Consider the following 23536-nt stretch of genomic DNA (forward strand, 5'->3'; position numbering starts at 1 on the left):
TGATATCTTTATTCGCGACAAAATTTCACATATAGTTTTGTTTAGCAGAGGATCATTTGATAAAATAGAAGAGACGTTATGTGAATCTATGAACTTAATCAATTTATCATACACAGAATGGAGCCATTCAATGAAATATCGCAATATGGAAGATTGTATTAACGATCTGGAGCAGCACGGTCATTTGATTCGGGTCAAGGAAGAGGTTGATCCGCATCTGGAGATGGCAGCCATCCATATGAAAGTGCACGAGGCCAAAGGCCCGGCGTTGTTATTTGAAAATGTAAAAGGCTCGAAGTTCCAAGCCGTATCGAATCTGTTCGGCACAGTGGAACGAAGCAAGTTCATGTTCCGCGGTACACTCGAAGGCGTACAACGGGTCATGGCAGTTCGTGACGACCCCATGAAGGCGCTTAAGACGCCATTCCAGCATGTCCGCACAGGTCTTGCTGCGTGGCAGGCGCTGCCGAAACAGAAGTCTATCAGCCTCCCGGTGTCCGCACAAGAGATTCAAATCTCGGACCTGCCGCTCATCAAGCATTGGCCGATGGATGGTGGGGCATTCGTGACGCTGCCGCAGGTGTATTCCGAAGATCCAGATAAGCCAGGCATCATGAATTCCAATCTGGGGATGTACCGGGTTCAGTTGAATGGCAATGATTTTGAATTAAACAAGGAAATTGGATTACACTATCAGATTCATCGCGGAATTGGTATACATCAAGCCAAAGCGGTCAAAAAAGGTGAACCACTGAAAGTGAGTATTTTCATTGGTGGTCCACCAGCACATACACTCTCAGCGGTTATGCCTCTGCCTGAAGGACTCAGTGAGATGACATTTGCCGGTCTGCTCGCTGGACGTCGTTTCCGGTACAGTTACAAAGACGGCTATTGCATTAGCAATGATGCTGATTTTGTCATCACGGGTGATATCTACCCAGGCGAGACGAAGCCCGAAGGTCCGTTCGGGGATCATCTGGGTTATTACAGTCTGACACATGAATTCCCGTTAATGCGTGTGCACAAAGTCTATGCCAAACCTAACGCCATCTGGCCGTTTACGGTTGTGGGTCGTCCGCCACAAGAGGATACAGCGTTTGGCGATTTGATACATGAGATTACAGGAGACGCGATCAAACAGGAGATTCCGGGCGTCAAAGAAGTACATGCGGTCGATGCAGCAGGGGTCCATCCATTGTTGTTCGCCATCGGCAGTGAACGTTACACGCCGTATCAGGCAGTGAAACAGCCGACAGAGTTACTTACGATTGCCAATCGTATTTTGGGTACGGGTCAGCTCAGTCTGGCGAAATATTTGTTCATTACCGCTGAGGATCAGCAGCCTTTGGATACCCATAAGGAAGTTGAATTCCTAACCTATATTTTGGAGCGCATGGACCTGCAACGAGATATTCATTTCCACACCCATACGACGATTGATACATTGGATTACTCAGGTACAGGACTGAACAGTGGCAGCAAGGTCGTGTTTGCAGCATATGGCGATAAGATTCGGGATCTGTGCACGGAAGTTCCAGAGTCTTTGAAAAACATACGCGGATATGAAAATCCGCAGCTCATCATGCCGGGCATCGTTTCAATCCAGACATCAGCCTTCACAAGTTACGCGGATACTGCGCAGGAGATGGAAGCATTCACGTCTCTATTGAAAGAACAGGGAGGTCTGAACTCATGTCCAATGATAATCCTCTGTGATGACAGTTCGTTCCTGAGTGCTAATCTGAGCAACTTCTTATGGGCAACTTTTACTCGGAGCAACCCTTCGCATGATATGTATGGAGTTAATAGCGGATATGACCACAAGCATTGGGGTTGTGATCAGGTGATTATTGATGCGCGGACCAAACCTCACCAAGCACCGCCGCTGATTCCCGATGCTTCGGTAGAGAAGAGCATTGAACGTTTATTTGTTAAAGGAGCAAGTCTGGGTTCAATCAAAATCTAATAGGAGATGTCTTAAAGAAGTTCAAACGCACCGTTTGAACTTCTTTGGCTTGCTCTGATATAGCGATAAGACACAAAAGTGTGTAAAAGTTTAAAACCGGGACTAATTTGGATGTTGGAGTGAGGATAAAGTCTTACATGTTCGTATTTACCTTTGCGATTAAGGTCGTTTGAACTATGTATGAAATGAAGAATTATAACGATATAAAGAAGTATAGGTATTTTTGTGGCCCCGTTCCATTGGGTGCTGTTACTATAATGAATTGTTCAGGGGGAATACCGATTTGAGAATCCATATTATGAACCTGCAAGACGGAGACCGTCTGACTGCGGATACATTCAGCGATGCAGGATTACACGTTCTCGGGAAGGGAACAGTAATCAGAGGTGAGGATATTTCCTTGCTTATGCAGCACCGTGTAGATTATGTAGATATTGAATCACGCGAGGAGGAAATCACTGAGGCAGAATTTTTTGCTGCAGCCGCCAAGCATGCTTCCGGGTTAAGTACAAGTGTGAAGGAAGAGCCGCCAGAAGAAGAGATGAAGTCCCAGTTTATTCAGACCGTACATAATTATCAAAATGCTTTTCTTGAAGCTCTGACTGTTGGCAAGTTCAACGCCACCATGGTCGATGATGCACTGCAACCGATGGTTGAGGGACTGGATGAGCAGAAAGATGTCGTTCATCTCCTGATGATGCTGGAGCGGGATGACGTCAATAACTATACACATTCAATCCAGGTAGGGTTGTTGTCCTTCTACCTCGCGAACTGGCTTGGATATTCTCAGAAAGAGAGTTATCAGATTAGTCGCGGTGGTTATCTGCATGACATTGGAAAGTGCAAAGTATCCCACCGGATTCGGAACAAAACGGAACCGTTGACAGCGGACGAGCACCTTGAAATGCAGCGTCACACCATATATGGACATGAAATCATCAAAAATTCGATGACGGATGAAGCGACAGCACTGGTCGCTCTACAACATCACGAACGGGAAGATGGGTCGGGTTATCCGATGCAACTTGAGAAAAGTGAAATTCACCCCTATACCCAGATCGTATCTGTAGCTGATATCTATATTGGCATGAGATCAGGGAATCACGGGGGAAGCAATCCAAACCTGATCAACAACCTTAGAGATATTTATGGAATGGGATTTGGTAAATTGAATGAAAAGCCGGTTCAGGCATTGATGCAACATTTACTTCCTAATTTCATCGGAAAACAAGTCCTGCTCAGCAATGGTGAAAAAGGTGTTATTGTCATGAACAATACGTCTGATATTTTCAAACCGCTCATCAAAGTGGAATCTGAAGAATATCGTGATCTCTCCAAAGAGCGTACGCTTGCCATTGATGAATTGCTTATTTAATATCGATGGTTATTGTTACTCCATCATTGCCATTCTATTTTTTTGAAAGACGGGCCTCCTGTACTAAGACAGGGGACCCGTTTTTTGTTATATCAACCTTTATGTGTTGTTCTACCAAGGTAGCAAGCGTATACTTTGCGAAGACCTTATTTTTCCTATGGGAGCGATCGCCATGATTGAAGTGACAACTGAGATTAGAATACATGCCCCGATTGAACGGTGTTTTGACTATGCCCGGGATATTGAACTACATACACAGACAGTCTGGAAACATACGAGAGAACGAGCCGTCGCAGGAGTAACCACAGGAAGAATTGGAGCGGGGGATACCGTTACATTTCAGGCTACCCACTTTGGTGTCAGACAGAAGTTGAAGTCCCGAATTGTGCAGTTTGAACGACCGTTCCTCTTTATTGACCAGATGGAGAAGGGGGTTTTCAAGAGCATGCAACATGAACATCATTTTAGCGAATGCGGAGAACAGATGACTTGCATGAGAGATACGCTGCGGTTTAAAGCGCCACTTGGATTGCTGGGATGGGCAACGGAGCGACTTGTGCTGAAGAGATACATGCTGGCATTTCTGGAGAGTCGCAATCGTAAACTCAAAGTGATACTTGAACAGCAGCCAGAATTGAATGGATAAAGGAGAGAAGACATTTGATGGATAATGAATATTTTGTAGGTTGGGGCACACTTGCCTTGATTAATGCCGGACTAGCTCAGGGAAAAAACAGAAGTGGTCTGAACTGGTTTCTGATTTCCCTGTTATTAGGTCCGTTGGCAACCCTCTTTATTGTGGTGTGGAATAGACTGGACTAATTCAACGATCGAGATTCCGATGCATATGACGATCGATCATCCAGAACAGAAGTGCGGCTGCACTAACACCTGCACCTAACCAGCAAACCCCTGTCCAACCCGCCCATGCATACACTTGGGTAGAAACGATGGAGCCGGTTGCACTGCCGATGGAATAAAAGATCATATAAGCTGCCGTCAGGCGGCTCTGTGCTTCGGGTCGAACTTCGTAGATGAGGCTCTGGTTGGTAACATGTACGGCCTGCACGGCGAGATCCAGCAGGATAACACCGAGGATCAGGAACCACAAAGAGTGATGGACATAACCAATGGGCAGCCAGGACAATAGCAGAATGACAAGAGATATGCCGGTAGTTTTTTGCCCAAGGCCCCGATCGGCGAGTTGACCTGCACGGGCAGCAGCCAGTGCTCCAGCCGCTCCTGCCAGACCGAATGCACCTATGACTGTATGAGACAGGGACAGTGGAGGGCTGCTTAGTGGCAGAACCATGGACGTCCACAAGATACTGAAGGCTGTGAAAATCAGCATGGCCAGTACACCTCGTACTCGTAATACACGCAATTCACGGTACAGTTGCAAGACGGAGGAGAGTAATTGGACATAGCTTTGTTTCACTTGCGGGGATTGTTTCCTTGGGAGAACAAGAAATAAGGCCACAATCCCGAGTAAAGTAAGGCTGGCAGAGAAGAGATATACCGATCTCCACCCGAGCCAATCGTTCAGGGTACCTGCAACCGTTCGTGCAAGTAAAATGCCAATGACGATTCCGCTGGTTACCTGTCCGACAATGCGACCACGTTCGGAAGGGGCGGCCAAGTGTGCAGCATAGGCAACCAATGTTTGTGTAATGACCGCGAGTAGACCTACGACAGCCATGCCCGTGAATAAAAGTGAGCTGGACTGTGAGGTTCCTACCAGAACCAGTGCAAACACGGATAAGAGCATTTGAATGAGGATCAACTTGCGGCGGTTTAAGAGGTCCCCGAGCGGAACGAGAAGGAACAGCCCCAAGGCATAACATATTTGAGTCACTGTGATGACAATCCCTATGGATGATGGAGAGAGGTTGAATTCTTGAGCGATGGAGTCCAGCAAAGGCTGAGCATAATAAATATTGGCGACCGCAAGTCCACTGCACACGGCAAAGAGAAGAGCAACTAACCTTGACATGGCAGGACGATCCTTATTGGATAATTGTGCATCTGGAGAAGAAGTTTGCATAAATGGCTGTCACCTTTCTATTATGTACTGATTGGTATGATATGTTTCGGGATAACCATACTTTATTTGCTTTAATTCTGTCAACAGAGGATTAGGTGAGACTTCTTTATTTGGTAAAAGACGCTTTTTAGCTGGTTTTCTCAAATTCAAATGAGTTATGTTTGACCTATGCATTGTTTTGAGATTAAAATATAAATATACTGAACGATACATAAAGAGGTGGGTTGTATGGTTAGACAACGGGAATTTGATACGGACAAAGCACTCGATGCAGCAATGCATACGTTTTGGGACAAGGGATTCGAAGCGTCATCTTTGAGTGATTTGACGACTGCAATGGGCATTCAACGTCCCAGTCTTTACGCGGCTTTTGGCGATAAAAAGGAATTATTCGAAAGAGCACTTCGCAGGTATACCACGCAGCATGCGGCTCAAGTCAGAGCCAGACTTCAACAGGGCTCAACGGTGCGAGAGGCCTTTCGTGGGCTGTTTGAACATATTGGAGCTGAGGGGAGTGTGACCGAGCCTAGTCACGGCTGTTTTTGCATTAATACGATGGTTGAGCTGGCTCCACATGACCCCAAATTCGCTGTCCTTACACGGGAGCATCAGATGTATCTGGGAGTTCTTTTCAAGGAAACGATAGAAAGAGGCCAACAGAGCGGGGAATTATCCGCTCAATTGAACGCGAGTGCGGTCGCACAGTCTTTGGTTGTATCCATGATTGGACTAACTGTATTGATGAAATCAGGACCGGACCGCTTGTTTGTAGAGCAGAGCATCCAGGTTACGCTGTCTTTGTTACAGTAATAGGGAATTATTCTGTTTAAAGTGATGCGGAGTTGCTACAATATGTTTAAATTGAACTTAACATTTACACAAAAAGGAGAGGACAGAAATAAGCTGAGGAAGCGCAGCGTTCGCCTTTATCCCCGGATTTTTCCTTTATAAAAAGGAATCGAAGAAAATCTGGGGATAACAGCGATCAGAAGGTTGTTCTGTCATTGGAGTGACTAGTGTTAATATTCTTTAGTTTAATTTATATAGACAAGAATTGAGCAGATATAGGAGGAGATCAGAAATGGATACGAAGTTGCGCTGTGCCGTTTTGGATGATTATCAGAATGTTGCACTGACGTCGGCAGACTGGAGTTCGTTGAAGGATCGAGTGGAAATCCAGACATTTAACAACTATATGGGCTCGGAAGAAAAAGTCATTCAAGAATTACAGGATTTCGATATTGTGGTCCTGATGCGGGAACGTACACCGTTTCCGGAGAGGGTTATTTCGCAGCTCCCTAAGCTAAAACTTCTGATTACAAGTGGTATGCGCAATGCGTCCATAGACCTTAAGGCTGCGGAGCAAAAAGGGGTCATTGTGTGTGGAACCGAGGGAAGTTCTAATCCACCAACGGAACTTACGTGGGCGCTAATACTGGGACTGTCCAGACAGCTGGTTACGGAGAATAATGCACTTCGCTCCAATCGAAACTGGCAGAGCACTGTAGGGTTGGATCTGCATGGAAGAACACTTGGATTGCTCGGTTTGGGCAAAATAGGCACTCGCATGGCGGAGATCGCACAAGCATTTGGCATGAATGTGATGGCCTGGAGCGAGAATCTGACACGAGAGAAAGCCGAAAAACATGGTGTGATCTGGTCCGAGACCAAGGAGCAACTGCTTGCACAGAGCGACATTGTATCCATTCATCTGGTATTAAGTGATCGTACGCGCAATCTGATTGGACAAGCCGAATTTCAACAAATGAAATCGAGTGCGCTATTCATTAATACGTCGCGAGCGGGCATTGTTGATCAGGAAGCTATGGTGGAGGCACTACAGCGTGGTTTGATTGCTGGTGCAGGTCTGGATGTATATGAGCAGGAACCGCTGCCGGTTAACCATATTATGCGAACATTGCCCAATGTCCTGGCCACACCGCATCTGGGTTATGTGACTCGTGGCAATTATGAGATCTATTATAATCACACCGTAGAGAATATAGCGATGTTCCTGAACGGAACACCGATCAGGCAAATGCTTCCTTAGAATGAACGGTGCTGAATAAAACGTAGCTTTAGATATATGGGATTATAGACAAATAAGGTGCTGCCAGGAAAGAGTTAGACCTGAGCAACACCTTTTTTAGGATATCTGTCTAGCAAGACAAAGGAAGGGATAGCCGTAAAATGTATTCTATCTTACTGACCGACACCATTCACCAAAATTTAATGATGTGGTCCTCGCTGGGAAGAATGAATCATGGCGACGCTTGATTCACGAACGATTAAGCGCGGTTCAAATTGGATGTGTTCGTAATCGGTCGTGCTCATCTCCCGAATTCGTTTTAACAACAGCTCGGTAGCAAGTCTGGCGACTTCTTCCCCCATGATGGACACAGAACTAATCTGCGGAGACGAGACAGTGGTCCATTGATTGTTATCCACGCCCACCACAGCCACATCTTCAGGTACACGGACGCCTAACTCCTTGAACCGATTAACCAAACCTATGGCGACCATATCATTAATGGCATAGACGGCATCCGGCATATGCGTAAGTCCGTAGAAATAATCTGCAGCATTGGCACCGGTATTCAATGAAAAGTCCTCACCAAAGTAGACGAGAGAAATATCCACATGGCCTACAGCTTGCTCATAAGCACGGAAGCGCTCTTCAATAATGTCTTTGGGTGCACCGGCATATGCGATTCGAGTCCGGCCGATTTTGAACAGATGCTCCATCACCAGTTTGCCTTCGGGTTGAGACAGAGAGACGATATCCGCTTTCATGCCTGGTTCCAGTTTCTTGCCGTAGTTAATCATGGAGATAGGGAGAGGGGCTTTATCAATCAGTCCAGGCAACGTTTTGGGATATGCGAGAGGCATGAAGATCAGTCCGTCGACATGCAATTTTTTAACATTACGTATGGTTTCCAGCTCGGTTCGGGCATTGCCTGCCGTATTGATCTGCACGACATGGTAACCATGCTGCTTCGCCGTTTGCTCTACAGACCACGAAATTTCCGGAATGATGGCGTTACGTATATCGGGTACAACGAGCGCGATTTGGTGTGTTTGCCTGATTTTCAGACTCTGTGCGGAGGTGTTGGGTACAAACCCCAGTTCTTCAATGGCCTGCATCACCTTATCTCGTGTTTTACTACTTATGCCTTCTGAATTGTTGATGGCCCGGGATACGGTAGCGATGCCCACGCCGGCACGCTCTGCCACATCCTTGATGGTAAGCTTCTGTTCTTTCCTCAATGTACGGTTACCTCACTTTATCGGAAACGATTCCGAATATTTAGGAATATGTATGCACTTCGCGATAGTTATATAACTTAATTATAACATTTGAGCCATAAAGTATCCCGTGAATGGAGCAGATTTATGCCGAGGTATGATTATATTTCATTCCGTCTGCGCTATTATTTGCCATGGTATATCTTAATAACTTGGATTACATCGGTTACACAATACCGTCAAAATAACTTTAATAAACGTGTAAGCGTTCTAAAGTAAACTCGAATTGATCACGAAATAGACATATTAGTGGAGAAATATGTTTGACAGCGTATCTAAAATGTGACATATTTAATTTACGGAAACGTTTCCGATTATACTATAAATTATGATCTGGGAGATGAAATGAATGAAAGCATTACGTTGGCACGGAGTCAAAGATTTACGTCTCGAAAATATTAATGAACCTCACCCTGAAGAAGGTAAGGTCAAAATAAAAGTGGAATGGTGCGGCATCTGCGGCAGTGACTTGCACGAGTACACAGCAGGTCCGATTTTCATTCCGGCTCAAGCACCACATCCGCTAACAGGGGAACAAGCGCCTGTAGTCATGGGGCATGAATTCTCAGGACAGGTGGTTGAAGTAGGGGAAGGCGTTACACGTTTCAAGGCGGGCGATCGTGTAGTTGTAGAACCGATCTATGCATGTGGACACTGCGAAGCTTGTAAACAAGGCAAATACAATCTGTGCTATAAAATGGGTTTCCTAGGACTCGCTGGTGGCGGAGGCGGATTCTCCGAATATGTAACTGCTGAAGAATACATGGTCCATGCCATACCGGATTCAATCTCGTATGAGCAAGGTGCACTGGTTGAACCTTCGGCTGTAGCACTTCACGCCGTGCGCCAAAGCAAGCTGAAAGTGGGCGATACCGCAGCAGTGTTTGGTGCAGGCCCGATTGGATTATTAGTTATTGAAGCTCTTAAAGCATCGGGAGCTTCTGATATATATGTTGTGGAGTTATCGGACGAACGGAAAGCCAAAGCGGAAGAACTGGGTGCGATTGTGATTGACCCAACACAGTTCAATGTGGTAGAAGAGATCCATCAGCGTACACAAGGTGGCGTTAACGTAGCCTATGAAGTAACAGGTGTGCCACGTGTACTGCAACAAGCGATCGATTCCACACGTATTGGCGGTGAATTAATGATCGTCAGCATTTTTGAACAGGAAGCACCGATTCACCCGAACTCAATTGTCATGAAAGAACGTACAGTTAATGGCATTATTGGCTATCGCGATGTGTTCCCGGCGGTTATCAGTCTGATGGATAAAGGTTTCTTCCCGGCTGACAAGCTGGTGACCAAACGAATTTCGTTGGATGAAGTGGTAGAGCATGGATTTGAAGCACTGTTGAAAGAGAAAAATCAGGTTAAGATTTTGGTAAAAGCTGAATAGAAATCACAGACAATAAGAACAAGTAGACAGCACATCAATAGATGTGATTGTCTACTTTTTTTGTATAAATAGGGCGGAATTTGTTGCATATGCGGGTGGTTTTACATAGTATAAAAAGATACAATTTGTATCATCTTGGTGTGAAGGTAATGATGATGAAAAAATGAAGGAGGAAGCGGACATGCAGAGACATACAAAATGGACAGCCGTAATTTTGACCATTGTCGCAGGAATGAGCTGGATGCTTATGGGGAACTCCAAACCGAAAAACACCACGTCAACGAGTCAACCCCCTGCGACGGAGCGTGGGCTTGCCAAGGTGTCGAATGCACCGATCAGTTCAGCGGATGTAACATCGAAGATCGAACTGCTAGGAAGACCTTTTACCAAAACACCATATGCTAATAACGTCTGGGACATGCAACTGTACAACGGCAAAATATATTTGGGCCACGGAAATAGCAGCAATCTGGGCGTAGCTCCAAATTCAGGCCCTATTCCAGTCATTTATTATGATACAGCGAACGCGAAATTTAAGACCCAATCGGTGACTAACAGCAACCCGGGCATCTTGCCATCAACGAAGATGTATGTGGATGAGGAACAGATTGATATCTACAGAGTACTAAACGACAAGTTATATATTCCTGGCAATGATTCCGATAGTGAACAGTGGGAACTGGGTAACTTCTATCGTCTGGATGGAGAGGTGTGGACCAAATATCGCAATCTGCCGCTTGGTGTACACGTATACGATTTGGCATCTTATCAGGGCAAGATGTTTGCTGCGCTGGGGACAGATTCCAAACCAACGATATTAATCTCTCATAATGAAGGTGAAACTTGGCAGAAATATGCGACGATCAATACGTTTGGCTTTCGGGCCTATACCATGTTCCATCTGAATGGCAAATTATATGCATCTGGCATGATGTATCCTGCCAATAAAATATGGAATGACAAAACCAATATCCTGGAGATTAACGAAAAGCTTGAGAAGCGGGATGTTGTCATCTATGGCAGCAAAATGCTGCCTGGACTAACCTATCAAACGGGCACGATTCCTTATAATAAAATAGGGAAAAATGTTAACTTTAATAACAAGTTGCTCTATATAGCTGGGGGCGTGTTCAATGATGGACAACTGCTGCCCAAATCCTTGAATGTCATGACAGATATTAATCAGGTAAGACGAGTTAATCTGCCAGATGCCGAGGCGCTCCCGACCGATGTGCTATTACGTGATGGCAAGGTGTATGTGCTTACGTACACCCGTCAAAGTGCCAATCTGTATATCAATCGGGTCTACCAATCCACGGATCTGACAACATGGAATGAGATTTTACGTTTTAATCAGGACACGTATGCCAAGTCATTTGAAGAGAACGAGGGTGACTTCTACTTTGGTCTGGGTACTGATCCTGATGTGTTATCGACTTCGTCAGGGAAATTGCTTCGAGTGAATCGCAATGACATCCCCGTGAATGCTAATTAAATTGGAAGGAAGATTATGGATTATATACTATGCTACATCCACATTATTGGTGACCGGGAAAATACCTTAAGATGCAGTAGAGTGCATGTCAGACCGCTTCGGTAGTGTGATCAGATAGAGGCTGCCGTTAAGGTAGCTTTCTTTTTTTATCTAAAAGATTACTTTGAACGACTAACTTCGAAAATTTGAAAATAAAATTAAGAAACTATAAAATGGATAGAGAAATAACCCTTAACCAGTCAACTGGATTACAAATGTTATGATATACAAAAGCATGTCGCATTTCACATGAATGCGAAAGTTCCATACTTCCAATTGCAAAGGAGCAATATACGATGAACGTACCTTCAGCATTGTTTAAACCTTTTACCTCGGACAAGCTAACCTTGTCTAATCGAATCGTTATGGCCCCCATGACTCGCGGATTCTCACCAGAGGGCGTACCTGGACCCGAAGTTGCTGAATACTACCGTCGAAGAGCAGCAGGCGGAGTGGGGCTTATCATTACGGAAGGTACAGGCATTAATCATCCTTCTTCGGTCAGCGGAGCGAGTATTCCATTGTTCCATGGTGAAGATTCGTTGCAGGGATGGGCTAATGTAGTGAAAGCAGTGCATGAAGCAGGTGGCAAAATCATGCCACAATTGTGGCATGTGGGTACAGCACGTCGTTCCGGTGACTTGCCTAACGCAGAAGCTGAGCCTGTAAGTCCGTCAGGGGTTAGCATGGCAGGTGAGCCATCACGTGAACCATTAACGGAAGAGGAGATTCAAGGTCTTGTGAAGGCATATGCCCAAGCGGCAGCGGATGCACAGCGAATCGGGTTTGACGGAATTGAACTGCACGGAGCCCATGGATACCTGATTGACCAATTCTTCTGGGAGCAGACGAATCGACGAACCGACAATTATGGTGGTGATTTGGTACGTCGAACCCAATTTGCGGTTGAAGTGATTGAAGCTTGTCGTGCTGCGGTTGGCCCTGACTTCCCAATTGTGCTCCGGTTCTCCCAATGGAAGATGGGGAATTATGAAGCACGTCTGGTGGAAACGCCGGAACAATTGGAGCAATTCCTGGCACCACTCAGTGCTGCTGGCGTGGATATATTCCATTGCTCTACACGTCGGTTCTGGTTGCCTGAATTCGAAGGATCTGAGCTGAATCTCGCAGGTTGGACACAGAAAATCACAGGCAAACCAGCCATTTCGGTTGGATCGGTAGGGCTTGAAGCTGAATTTGTGGACAGAGCGACTGAGAACCAGGGAACAGGGGATGCCCATTTGGATCTATTGAATGAGAAGCTGGAGAATAATGAGTTTGACCTGATTGCCTTGGGGCGCGTTCTGCTTAGTGATCCAGAATGGCCTGCCAAAGTTCGGGAAGGTCGCATATCCGAAATCATTCCATTTACAACGGAAGTGTTGCAAACACTCCATTAATTGAAGGCTAAGAACGTTTCCAAAAAGTGAACCAACGCCAAATCGTTACGATTTACAACGGAAAATGAAACAACAACGAAACAAAAACGAACAAATAGGCCGCCTTTGGGCGGCTTTTTCACCTACCTATACTAATAATTTCAATATATGAAAAATTCACAATAGAAAAACATTTTCTGCACCGCTGCACCTGTTTATTACTCCCATACATCCCACACGCGCGTAGTCACAACACCATGAAGTTCCACATCTCAGGTTCCAGTGCAACCACTTTTTTTGCCGCTTAAGTGTCTGAACAACGATTCGATCTTCAGAAGTGCTCATTTTGAAAATCATTCACCTTGTGATAAGGTAGGCCTGAACCCAAGGGTTGCCAAGACGACATTACATAAGGAGGATGAATATCCTTGAACAACTATAGTTTCAACCCGAACAATCCATGGAGAAAATCACTGAAGATGCTGTTTCTTCTGCTTGGCATCGTTCTACTATTATCGGCATGTGGTCAAGCTCAGAAACCTTCTTCCGCAACAGACTCGAATACCGGCGGCTCAAACGCTGGCTCCAACTCAGGGCAATCTTCCTCATCGCCGGAGCAGAATACCGCTCCACCGCAGGAAGAAGTACCAGAGGAACCGCAAGAAGAAGTCGATCCGGTGCAGGAGCAGCTCAGTTCATTAACGTTAGAAGAGAAGATTGGACAGATGATACTGGCCGGTGTTCAAGGGACAACGTTGGATGATCAAGCCAAACAGATGATTACGGATCAGAAGGTAGGGGGCATTATTTTTTATGCCAACAATGTAACGACACTTGAGGGAACAGCCAAGTTTGTACAATCCATCAAGGAAACGAATCAGTCCAATCCGGTACCCATCTTCATGAGTGTGGATCAGGAGGGCGGCAAAGTCAGCCGTATGCCGGAGAACGTGGAATCCATTCCATCCAACAAAAAAGTAGGCCAGACAAAAGATAGTGCGCTCGCTGAAACGATGGGGGAATTGCTGGCGAGACAAGTTCAACTTGCAGGTTTTAATGTAGACTTCGCGCCTGTGTTGGATGTGAATAGTAACCCGAAAAACCCGGTGATCGGTGATCGTTCATTCGGCAGCTCGGCAGAACTAGTATCTCGTATGGGGATTGCGGAGATGAAAGGTCTGCGTAACGAAGGCATTGTTCCGGTAGTGAAGCATTTTCCGGGTCACGGCGATACGTCCGTGGACTCCCATCTGGATCTGCCCGTCGTGAACAAAACGGAAAAACAACTGGCTGAGCTTGAATGGATTCCGTTCCAGGCCGCAGTGAAGGAACATGTGGAGGCTGTCATGGTTGCACACATTTTGTTCCCGAAGCTGGACCCGGATCATCCGGCTTCCTTATCGGATGTCATTATTGGTGAACATTTGCGCGGGAAGTTCAAGTATGATGGTGTGGTCATCACAGATGACCTGAGTATGGGAGCAATCGCGAAGAACTTCAAGTTGGACCAGGCAGCCCTGGCAACTGTTAAAGCAGGAAGTGACATTCTGTTGGTAGCTCATAGTTATGAGAGTGCCAAGACGATTTTTGATACGCTAATAAGTGCAGTGAAGTCAGGCGACATCTCCGAATCCCGAATCGATGAAAGTGTATATCGTATCCTGGCATTGAAGCAACAATACAAGTTATCGGATGATCAGAAAGCTTCTGGAGACCTGAAGCAACTGAATGCAGATATTGTGGATTGGCGCAAGCAAATCGATGCTAGATAATAAATCCTGTGTTATGATTTTGCCAGAGGTGAGATCCAAACATGTATACCATTATGATAATAGAGGACGATCCCAAGATTGCAGGATTATTGAAATCACATATTGAACGCTACGGGGACCGGGCCGTTCTGGTCGAGGATTTTGAGATGATTGTGCAACAGTTTGAGCAGGTACAGCCACATGTGGTCCTTCTGGATATCAATTTGCCCAGCTATGATGGTTTCTATTGGTGCCGCCAGATTCGTACGCTGTCCACATGCCCCATTTTGTTTATCTCCGCTCGGAGTGGAAAGATGGATCAGGTCATGGCACTGGAGAACGGAGCGGATGATTATATCACCAAGCCATTCGAACACGAGATTGTTATGGCCAAAATTCGGAGTCAGCTACGCCGGGTATATGGGGATTATGCTGCACGTGACGAAGAACGCAAGGTGGAACTGGACGGCTTGGTCGTGTACCTGGAAAGACTGGAGATTCAGCTGGGTGATCGCAAAGTGCAGCTGACGAAGAAAGAAACGATTCTGCTGGAAACGTTACTGCGTCGCAGTCCCAAGCTGGTAAGCAGGGAAACGATCCTGGAGAAGCTGTGGGATGACTCTTTTGTAGATGACAATACACTCAGCGTTAACGTTACCCGGGTTCGTAAGCGTTTAGCCGAGCTTGGCATTACAGATGCTCTGGAGACGGTCAGAGGTTCAGGTTACCGATTGAACAATAACTGGAAGTCCTCTTCATCGTCATGAGATTGTTTATACGAGAACATCTCGCTTTAACTTGCTGGGTTGTTGCTATCTTGTTCACCGTTATTGCAGTGTTCTGGTATGACGGTTACAACGATTGGATCACGGCTACTTATGCCGTAGCGTTGGGATTATTTTTATACATCGGATATTTGGTGTATCGTTATTATTCACATCGCTCCTTCTATACCCGGATGTCACGATCGATGGATTCGCTGAAGGAATTTGTACCATTGAACGAAACAAGTCCATTATCACTGGCGCTGGAGAAGCTACTGGATTCACAATACGGACAGTATCATGCTCATCTGCATCGGCTGGAACAGCGGCAGCAAGAATATCTGACGTTCATGAACCAGTGGGTACATCAGATGAAGACACCATTATCCGTCATCGAGTTGACCGTGGAAGGTCAGGAAGATGACGATCCCAGGCTCATAAGCATTCGAGAGGAAGCAGACCAGATGAGACGGGGATTGGAGACTGTGCTGTATGTGGCGCGTTTGGATACCTTCGAACAGGATTTCAGTGTGGAACCTGTGATACTGAAGAACGCTGGTGAAGAGGCGATCCATGAGCTGAAACGGTTCTTCATCCGCAATCACGTCTATCCAGAGATGCATATCGATTCTGCGCTGGTTGTACAATCCGATGCCAAGTGGATTCGGTTCGTCTTGGTACAGTTACTGTCGAACGCAATCAAGTACTCTGCGGGTAGCGGACAAAAGATCTATGTGCGTGCATATGAAGCAGAACGCTCTATCATGCTGGAAGTGCAGGATCAGGGCATCGGGATTCCTAAGTCCGATCTGAATCGGGTATTCCAGCCTTTCTTCACTGGGGAGAACGGGCGGCATTTCAAAGAGTCCACAGGCATGGGACTGTATATTGCAAAAGAAGTGTTAACGCGGATGAATCATCGGATTGATCTTGAGTCCGTGTACGGCGAAGGAACGACTGTCCGAATTACATTCAACTCCTGAAGTGACAGGTTGAAGATAAGATTGGGACGTGAGGTCTGTATTTTTGTTGAAAAAGTGTGAGTGGAGTATGAATTACAATGTAAGTGTAAGGTGTAGTATAGACGTCTATTGCCTGATCGGGGCGAAGGCGTCTTTTTGATTTTCATGATGCAACCTTACAACATTGTCATGTTGATGAAAGGTTAAACCATAGGAGAATGGCCGAAACTTCGATAGACTATAGTCATAAGAGTACAGGAAAGGCCACGCACAATACACATGCAGACAGCATGAATGTAACTTGATTTTTGAATTCATACATCACTAAGGAGTTGTAACCATGGAGATTTGTTCTGTGAAACAGATCAGTAAAATCTACAAAGGCATCGTATCTTATGAAGCGTTATCAGGTATTGACCTCAGTATTCAGGAAGGTGAGTTTGTTGGCATCATGGGACCATCGGGTAGTGGCAAAACAACGCTGCTGAACATGATCTCAACCATTGATCATCCAACATCAGGAGAACTGCGAATTGCAGGGAAGAATCCGTTTGAATTGGATCAGGATGAACTCGCGCTGTTCCGGCGTAAAGAGCTTGGATTCGTTTTTCAATCGTTCAATCTGTTAAATACACTGACAGTTAAGGAAAACATCGTACTGCCACTGACTCTTGACGGTGTTTCGCTAGCAGAGATGAACACACGTGTGGAACAACTGGCAAGCAAGCTGGGGATCGAGGGTATTCTGAACAAACGGACATATGAGATTTCAGGAGGACAGGCACAGCGTACGGCCATTGCCAGAGCACTCATACATTCTCCGAAACTGATTCTGGCGGATGAGCCAACGGGCAATCTGGATTCGAAGGCGGCAAGAGATGTGATGGAGATTCTCGAAACCCGCAATCAGGAGGATCAGGCTACGATGCTGCTGGTTACCCATGATGCAGTAGCTGCAAGTTATTGCAGTCGTGTTGTCTTTATCAAGGATGGCAAACTGTACAATGAGATTCACTACGGCGATAATCGCGCAGCCTTTTACCAGAAGATTATTAATGTATTATCCCTAATGGGAGGTTCAGGACATGAATTTTCGCCAGTTCGCCATTAATAACGTTGTTCGCAACAAACGAATTTATCTGGCTCATTTTCTGAGCAGTACATTTTCCGTCATGATCTTTTTTACTTACGCATTGCTCCTGTTCCATCCTGATTTGAAAGCGGGGTTAAAGGGATCAAGTGGTACGGTTACGTTGCTTGCAAATCAAGGGTTTATGATTGCAGAGATCATTATATTCATCTTTTCATTCCTGTTCCTGCTCTATTCCGTTGGTTCATTTCTGAAGACACGCAAGAAGGAATTTGGTATTTTCCTGATCATAGGCATGACACGTAAACAGATGAACCGGCTTCTGTTTATGGAGAACATGTGTATCGGATTAGCTTCCATTATTACCGGGATCGGACTCGGAATTGTTTTTGGCAAATTGATTCTGCTCATCTGCGGCTCCATGCTGGCTGTTGAGAACAGTCTTCGATTCTATTTTCCACTGAAAGGCATTGCCCTGACGGCTGGTGCATTTCTGCTGCTGTTTGTTATCATTGCGATGTCGTCATCCTTGCTCATACGGAAAGGTTCGCTCATTGACCTTGTGAAATCAGAGGAAAAACCGAAACCCGAACCCAAGGCATCACGCTTCCTCGCCTTGCTGTCGGTGCTGTTCATCGGCGGTGGTTATGCAGGAGTATTCACTTTTGTATGGGTAAGCTTCTCGTTTCCGTTATTACTCGCAAGTGTCGTGGTTGTTATTGCAGGTACGTACTTCCTGTTCACGCAGCTTAGTGTATATATCATTCGGGCACTCAAAAGAAATCCAAGATTGTTTTTCCGCAAAACCAATCTGCTCTTCCTATCGGAACTTACCTATCGAATGAAAGATAACGCCATCATGTTTTTCATGGTAAGTATCATCTCTGCATCTTCATTTACGGGAATTGGCACCATGCTTGCTATTGCTGACCCGGGGTTGTCGTCCATGTCGAATCCGTACGCATTCAGTTATACGAATTCATGGGATACTCCCGACTCGGATCGACATATTCGTCAGATTGAAGAAACGTTGATTGATCATGAAGTTCCCTACGTGAAGGGCAGCTATGCTCCTCTAGCTGAAAATAACAATGGAAATATTATTAAGCTGAGTGATTATAACCGTCTGGCGAAGGCACTTGGGTATGAAGAACGCACGTTGAAACAGGTCGATGAGTCATTTATGACACCAAGCAATTTGGCTGTTCGCAAGAAGTACCGTGGACAGGCTGAACAAGGATTCTCGGGAGGGAAGGTCTATCTGGAGGTGGAGAATCAGCGCGTACCTGTTCAGCTATCGACTCCGGATACCGAGATTGTGATTCCTTTTCAATATGAAATTTATCTCTACGTCGTAACCGACGAACTGTTTAATAAGATGAGACCTGCGTACAACGAGGAAGTAGGCATGCCTGAAGGTTTCTATTCGAGTCGAACGATACAATTTATCGTGAAAGATTGGATGGGTACACGCAGCTTTGCTCCTGAATTGATCGAATCCATTCAACAGAATCATTCCAATAGAGGTTACTTCCAGGTGAGTGCACTTGTGGTGGACTGGCTCAATTCGAAACAAACGAACGGAATTATCCTGATCCTGAGCGGTCTGATTGGCATTGTTTTCTTCACCTTTGCAGCAAGCTTCACGTATTTCAGACTTTACGCAGATCTAGAACGAGATGAAGCGCAGTATCGCATGATTGGCAAAATGGGACTGAGTCGTCCCGAACTCCGTAAGATCGTAACAAGGCAGCTATTACTTATGTTCTTCCTGCCGATTCTGGTGGCGGTCATCCACAGTTCGGTTGCCTTTGTAGCGTTACAGCAACTGGTTGATTTCTCGGTCTTTGGATACAGCCTGCGCATCTTCTTGGTGTTTGCTTCCATGCAGATCTTGTATTTTGCACTTGTGCGCTGGCGGTATCTGCGTCATATGTATTCCAAGTTAGTCTAAAATAGCATGGCCCAACAGACACCGAACGCATGACTCGGTGTCTGTTGACTTTTCTATCCCTGGCACAGTACTATTTTATTAGATACAGAATGTATCATTACATAGTTTCTCAAGGATTTAGAAGGATGGGGTTACAGAAATGTCAGGCCGATGCCTGAGAGGGAGGACATATCATGAGCATCACGATGTCTCGTGGACAAGCTTACGTTCAACGTTTGAATGATGAGCGGAATGTATGGCTGGATGGTGAGCGTATCCGGGTAACCCAGCATCAGGCCTTTCAGGGAACACTTCAAACGATAGAAGGATTGTTTAATCTGGTGGATGACCCGGATACAAGGGAAACCGTAGCCTATTGGGACGAACAGACGGGAAGTTACGTGCATCGCTCTTTTCTAGTGCCTCGTTCACTTCCTGACGTAAACAGCAGGGCGGATGCTTTTCGGCTTTGGGCTGATCGGACGTACGGAGTGATGAGCCGATTGTCTGATTATGCCCGATCCCGGCTGACAGGTTGGTACGCAACACGACATGAGATAACAGCACATGATCCTGCATTTGCAGGTAAAATATCCGCATATTTTGAACAAGCCAAGCGAAAAGATGCATTCCTGACGATTGTCCAGCGGGACCCTCAGATTAATCGATCCTTGCCTGTTGGAGAAGATGAGGATGCCATGCTGAGAATTGTCCAAAGCAATACGGAGGGCGTGGTGATTCGCGGGGCCAAAATGGTGGCAACAGCATCGCCTTATGCGGATGATATCATTGCGTATCCCGTTCAACGAATTCCGTCCCACCTGCCAGAGCTAGCCCATATGGTGATTGTAGCTGCGGACAGTCCGGGCTTACACATGATGTGTCGAGAATCTTTTGCGGCAAAAGATACAGATCAATCACATCCACTCAGTGCGCAGTACGATGAGATGGATGCCGTGTTATTTTTTGACGATGTATTTGTGCCCTGGGAACGTGTATTGCTGCACAATAACCCTAAAGCCGTATGGCAGATTCGCTGTAATACAGCTTCGTCCAGTCTGGCTTATCATCAGAGCGTTATCCGATTACACTCGAAACTGGAGTTCATTACAGCCGTGACCTCCGCCGTTGCTAAGGAGATCGGGGTGGACTCCTTCCTGAATGTGCAGGAACAACTCGGTGAGATGATCAGTCAGGTGCAGACCATCGAGGGACTGATTATTGCTGCTGAAGCACAGTCCAAACCGGATACATTTGGCAACTGGTTGCCGGAATTCAAATATATTGAAACCGCACGTAATCTGGGCAATCACTATTATCCCCGCGCGGTGGAGATTTTGAAGACCATTGCTGCGGGTGGTCTGATTCAGATTCCTTCAGGTACGTTTGAGATGAATGAAAAGATGGGTTCCATGATAGGCAAATATCTTGGTGGAGTAACGATGCAAGCTCCGGAGAAGATTCGTCTTTTTCAATTGGCATGGGAACTGACAGGAAGTCCACTCGGAGCAAGGCATGATCTGTATGAACGTTTCTACGCGGGTGATCCTGTGCGCAACCGGGCGAGCCAATATGTGCAGTATGACAAGGAACGCTTATTGGCCAAAGTTGAACCGTGGCTTCGTTCGGGTAAGGCATGATCTGATGATCTAAAACAAATGGTCCGAATGAAGATTGAAAAGCCTGAATGAAGAACGAAAAGTTTGAATGTAGAATGAGAAAGGTCTTATTTTAGTTAAAGCCTTGGCCTGTGCCAGGGCTCTATTTCTATTTATTTAGATTATCTTTAGAAATGATTTAGGTTGAATTAAGAGACGTAGTATATAGTAATAATGTAGAGATAGGCATAGAGTATAGGAAATGAGAGGAATAACATGAGATACACCGTATTAATTGCAGATGACGAACCAGAGATTGTGGAATTGCTTCAGCTCTATCTGGAGAAGGATTATACTATTAAGACTGCCGTGAATGGTGCCGAGGCGCTACAATGTATACGTTCAACACAGATTGATCTGGTCATACTGGATATCATGATGCCTGTAATGGATGGATTGCAGTTAATTAAGCAGATCAGGGCCACACATCACATGCCTGTACTGTTTCTATCCGCCAAAAGTCAGGATCACGATAAAATCCTTGGACTCGGACTTGGGGCAGATGATTATATAGCGAAGCCGTTCAACCCGCTTGAGATTGTCGCCAGAGTAGAGGCGTTGCTCAGAAGAGTCAATCAATTTGATGCAGCGGAGATCCCCGCTGCCAAAGAAGAGAATCTGGTATTGGGTGATCTGACGCTGGATCGATCCCAATGTATCCTTTTTCGTTCAGGAACACCTGTAACATTAACCTCTACAGAATATAAAATTATGGAATTGTTGCTTGATCAACCTGGCCGAGTGTTCACCCGAAAAAAAATCTACGAAGCGGTCTGGGGCGATTATTATGCGCACGAGGACAGCACCATTATGGTACATATCAGCAACATTCGGGAGAAGATCGAGCGTGATTCCAGACAACCGGAATATCTCAAAACGATAAGGGGACTGGGATACAAAATTGAAGCGCCCATGGAAAGCTAGAGAAAAGCGACTGTTGCAGACATCCCTGACACTGGATTTCTTGCTGTTCAACTTCTTTTTGCTGTTACTGGTATTGATCGTGTACCTTATAGTGTCACTGGATGTCGTGGATTTCCGCATTTCGGATCAGGTCGTTGATCCAGATCTGAATGTTGAAGCCCACGTGTATGTGGCAGAGCTGGAGAACGAATTTTACTCCGGTGGGGGTTCGGTGTCCAGAGGGAAAGATACAGAGATTCAACGTCTCAAGGACAGCGGAGGTTGGATTGAGATTCTGGATGCGAATCGTAACGTCATTCATCATGTAGGAGACAAGCAGGATTCGTTCACCGAATACAGTGAAGCCGAGCTGTATGCAGGACTGGAGAACCGAAGCGACCAACCGTACTATTACTCCATCACTCCGTTAAAGGCAGAAGGACCGCCAACGTATGTGTTGCTGAAGATCCCGCGTGATCTGGTCAGCGTAAGGATTAATGATAATCAGCTGATTACCAATCTGAAGCACCCCTTATCCTTTTACATTATGATTGGCATCGGTTTGGTTTTGTTGTTGATCTTTGTATATAGCTATTGGGTCGCACGGAGAATCAAAAAACCACTTAGTATTCTCTCCTCAGGTCTTACACAGATGATCCAGGGAAATTATAGTACACGGATGTCGATCTCTGCCGAGAGGGAGTTTGTCCAGATTGGCGAGACCTTCAACTACATGGCGGACGTCATTGAGAACACCTCTGCGGAGAAACGTTATGCGGAAGAGAGCAAGCAGCGACTGATTGTAGACTTATCCCATGATCTAAAGACACCGATAACATCTATACAGGGATATGCTCAGGCTTTGGTGGAGGGACGTGGAGAGGACAAGGACAGGCAACAACGATATCTGGGATATATCTATAACAAGTCAGTTCAAGTTGCACGCATGATACAGAATATGCTGGAACTGCTCAAGGTGGATTCGCCCGATTTTCGCATGCATATTCAGAGAAGAGAAATTGGAGAATTCGTGCGCGAGATTATGGCAGATACGTATGGGGAGATTGAGCAGAAACAGTTTGTCCTTCATGTGCTTGTTCCTGATGAGGAGATCTACGCAAGGTATGATCCAGAGCTGCTATCCAGAGTCATCCAGAATTTAATCACCAATGCCTTATCGTATAATCCGCTCGGGACAGAACTGCGCGTGGAACTCATTCCGCTCGATACCCATGTGGTGATTGAAGTAGCAGATACCGGGGTGGGCATACCCCAAGAACTGTGGTCAACGATCTTTGACCCGTTTGTACGAGGGGATGAGGCGCGGACAGCGACCGGAGGCACCGGACTGGGATTGTCCATCGCACGGCGTAATACAGAGAAGATGGGTGGACGGCTGATCCTATCCGGGCGTGGTCGAGAGACTACCGTGTTTACCATTCAGATTCCAAATTAAATTAGAGAAGAAATGT

The 23536-nt window shown here is 45.8% G+C and carries 19 protein-coding genes; 17 read left to right on the forward strand and 2 right to left on the reverse strand.

The window, feature by feature from the left end:
- The first annotated feature begins 130 nt into the window (after positions 1 to 130).
- The 4 genes from NKT06_RS13020 to NKT06_RS13035 all read left to right on the forward strand — a co-directional run bounded on the left by NKT06_RS13020 (position 131) and on the right by NKT06_RS13035 (position 4163).
- A complete protein-coding gene (locus tag NKT06_RS13020; RefSeq protein ID WP_253434685.1) occupies positions 131 to 1966 on the forward strand; it encodes a UbiD family decarboxylase in 1836 nt (611 codons plus the stop codon).
- 283 nt (positions 1967 to 2249) lie between these two features.
- Positions 2250 to 3341 (forward strand): HD-GYP domain-containing protein, encoded by a 1092-nt coding sequence (locus tag NKT06_RS13025; protein ID WP_253434688.1) that lies wholly within the window; start codon positions 2250 to 2252, stop codon positions 3339 to 3341.
- Between the two features lie 172 nt (positions 3342 to 3513).
- A complete protein-coding gene (locus NKT06_RS13030; RefSeq protein WP_253434691.1) occupies positions 3514 to 3987 on the forward strand; it encodes an SRPBCC family protein in 474 nt (157 codons plus the stop codon).
- A gap of 14 nt (positions 3988 to 4001) precedes the next feature.
- Complete coding sequence (locus NKT06_RS13035) at positions 4002 to 4163, forward strand: hypothetical protein (protein WP_253442952.1); 162 nt, start codon at positions 4002 to 4004, stop codon at positions 4161 to 4163.
- Position 4164: 1 nt separating this feature from the next.
- Here the strand turns inward: NKT06_RS13035 and NKT06_RS13040 are convergent, their stop codons facing one another.
- Positions 4165 to 5385: an MFS transporter gene (locus NKT06_RS13040; RefSeq protein WP_253434694.1), complete on the reverse strand. Its 1221-nt coding sequence runs from the start codon at positions 5383 to 5385 to the stop codon at positions 4165 to 4167.
- Between the two features lie 228 nt (positions 5386 to 5613).
- Here NKT06_RS13040 and NKT06_RS13045 point away from each other — a divergent pair, with 228 nt between their 5' ends.
- The gene (locus tag NKT06_RS13045; protein ID WP_253434697.1) at positions 5614 to 6195 is read left to right on the forward strand and encodes a TetR/AcrR family transcriptional regulator; all 582 of its coding nucleotides are present in this window, start codon (positions 5614 to 5616) and stop codon (positions 6193 to 6195) included.
- Positions 6196 to 6466: 271 nt separating this feature from the next.
- A complete protein-coding gene (locus NKT06_RS13050) occupies positions 6467 to 7435 on the forward strand; it encodes a D-2-hydroxyacid dehydrogenase family protein (RefSeq protein ID WP_253434700.1) in 969 nt (322 codons plus the stop codon).
- Positions 7436 to 7614: 179 nt separating this feature from the next.
- Here NKT06_RS13050 and NKT06_RS13055 read toward each other — a convergent pair whose 3' ends face one another.
- Positions 7615 to 8652, reverse strand: coding sequence for a LacI family DNA-binding transcriptional regulator (locus NKT06_RS13055; RefSeq protein WP_253434703.1), 1038 nt, complete (start codon positions 8650 to 8652; stop codon positions 7615 to 7617).
- A gap of 388 nt (positions 8653 to 9040) precedes the next feature.
- On the opposite strand from NKT06_RS13055, the gene NKT06_RS13060 reads away from it, so the two are divergent.
- The 11 genes from NKT06_RS13060 (at position 9041) to NKT06_RS13110 (ending at position 23520) form a co-directional block, all read left to right on the forward strand.
- Positions 9041 to 10090: a 2,3-butanediol dehydrogenase gene (locus tag NKT06_RS13060; protein WP_253434706.1), complete on the forward strand. Its 1050-nt coding sequence runs from the start codon at positions 9041 to 9043 to the stop codon at positions 10088 to 10090.
- A 181-nt stretch (positions 10091 to 10271) separates the two neighbouring features.
- Entirely contained in the window at positions 10272 to 11585 is a 1314-nt protein-coding gene (locus tag NKT06_RS13065; protein ID WP_253434709.1) for a hypothetical protein, read from the forward strand.
- Between the two features lie 335 nt (positions 11586 to 11920).
- Complete coding sequence (locus tag NKT06_RS13070; protein WP_253434711.1) at positions 11921 to 13024, forward strand: NADH:flavin oxidoreductase; 1104 nt, start codon at positions 11921 to 11923, stop codon at positions 13022 to 13024.
- 407 nt (positions 13025 to 13431) lie between these two features.
- Positions 13432 to 14775: a beta-N-acetylhexosaminidase gene (nagZ, locus tag NKT06_RS13075; RefSeq protein ID WP_253434713.1), complete on the forward strand. Its 1344-nt coding sequence runs from the start codon at positions 13432 to 13434 to the stop codon at positions 14773 to 14775.
- Positions 14776 to 14816: 41 nt separating this feature from the next.
- Positions 14817 to 15521: a response regulator transcription factor gene (locus NKT06_RS13080; protein WP_253434715.1), complete on the forward strand. Its 705-nt coding sequence runs from the start codon at positions 14817 to 14819 to the stop codon at positions 15519 to 15521.
- Positions 15518 to 16501, forward strand: a complete 984-nt coding sequence (locus tag NKT06_RS13085) for a sensor histidine kinase (protein ID WP_253434717.1) — start codon at positions 15518 to 15520, stop codon at positions 16499 to 16501. Before NKT06_RS13080 ends, NKT06_RS13085 begins: the two co-directional genes overlap by 4 nt.
- Positions 16502 to 16820: 319 nt before the next feature.
- A complete protein-coding gene (locus NKT06_RS13090; RefSeq protein WP_145318016.1) occupies positions 16821 to 17591 on the forward strand; it encodes an ABC transporter ATP-binding protein in 771 nt (256 codons plus the stop codon).
- Positions 17566 to 19524 carry an FtsX-like permease family protein gene (locus NKT06_RS13095; protein ID WP_253434719.1) on the forward strand — a complete coding sequence of 653 codons (1959 nt, stop codon included), beginning with the start codon at positions 17566 to 17568 and terminating at the stop codon, positions 19522 to 19524. The genes NKT06_RS13090 and NKT06_RS13095 overlap by 26 nt, the downstream gene beginning before the upstream one ends.
- A gap of 173 nt (positions 19525 to 19697) precedes the next feature.
- Complete coding sequence (locus NKT06_RS13100) at positions 19698 to 21143, forward strand: 4-hydroxyphenylacetate 3-hydroxylase family protein (RefSeq protein WP_253434721.1); 1446 nt, start codon at positions 19698 to 19700, stop codon at positions 21141 to 21143.
- 234 nt (positions 21144 to 21377) lie between these two features.
- The gene (locus NKT06_RS13105; protein WP_253434723.1) at positions 21378 to 22085 is read left to right on the forward strand and encodes a response regulator transcription factor; all 708 of its coding nucleotides are present in this window, start codon (positions 21378 to 21380) and stop codon (positions 22083 to 22085) included.
- On the forward strand, positions 22063 to 23520 hold the full coding sequence (locus NKT06_RS13110) for a sensor histidine kinase (RefSeq protein WP_253434726.1): 1458 nt from the start codon (positions 22063 to 22065) through the stop codon (positions 23518 to 23520). The genes NKT06_RS13105 and NKT06_RS13110 overlap by 23 nt, the downstream gene beginning before the upstream one ends.
- Positions 23521 to 23536: the final 16 nt, after the last annotated feature.

This window comes from Paenibacillus sp. 1781tsa1 (genome assembly GCF_024159265.1).
Taxonomy (GTDB): domain Bacteria; phylum Bacillota; class Bacilli; order Paenibacillales; family Paenibacillaceae; genus Paenibacillus.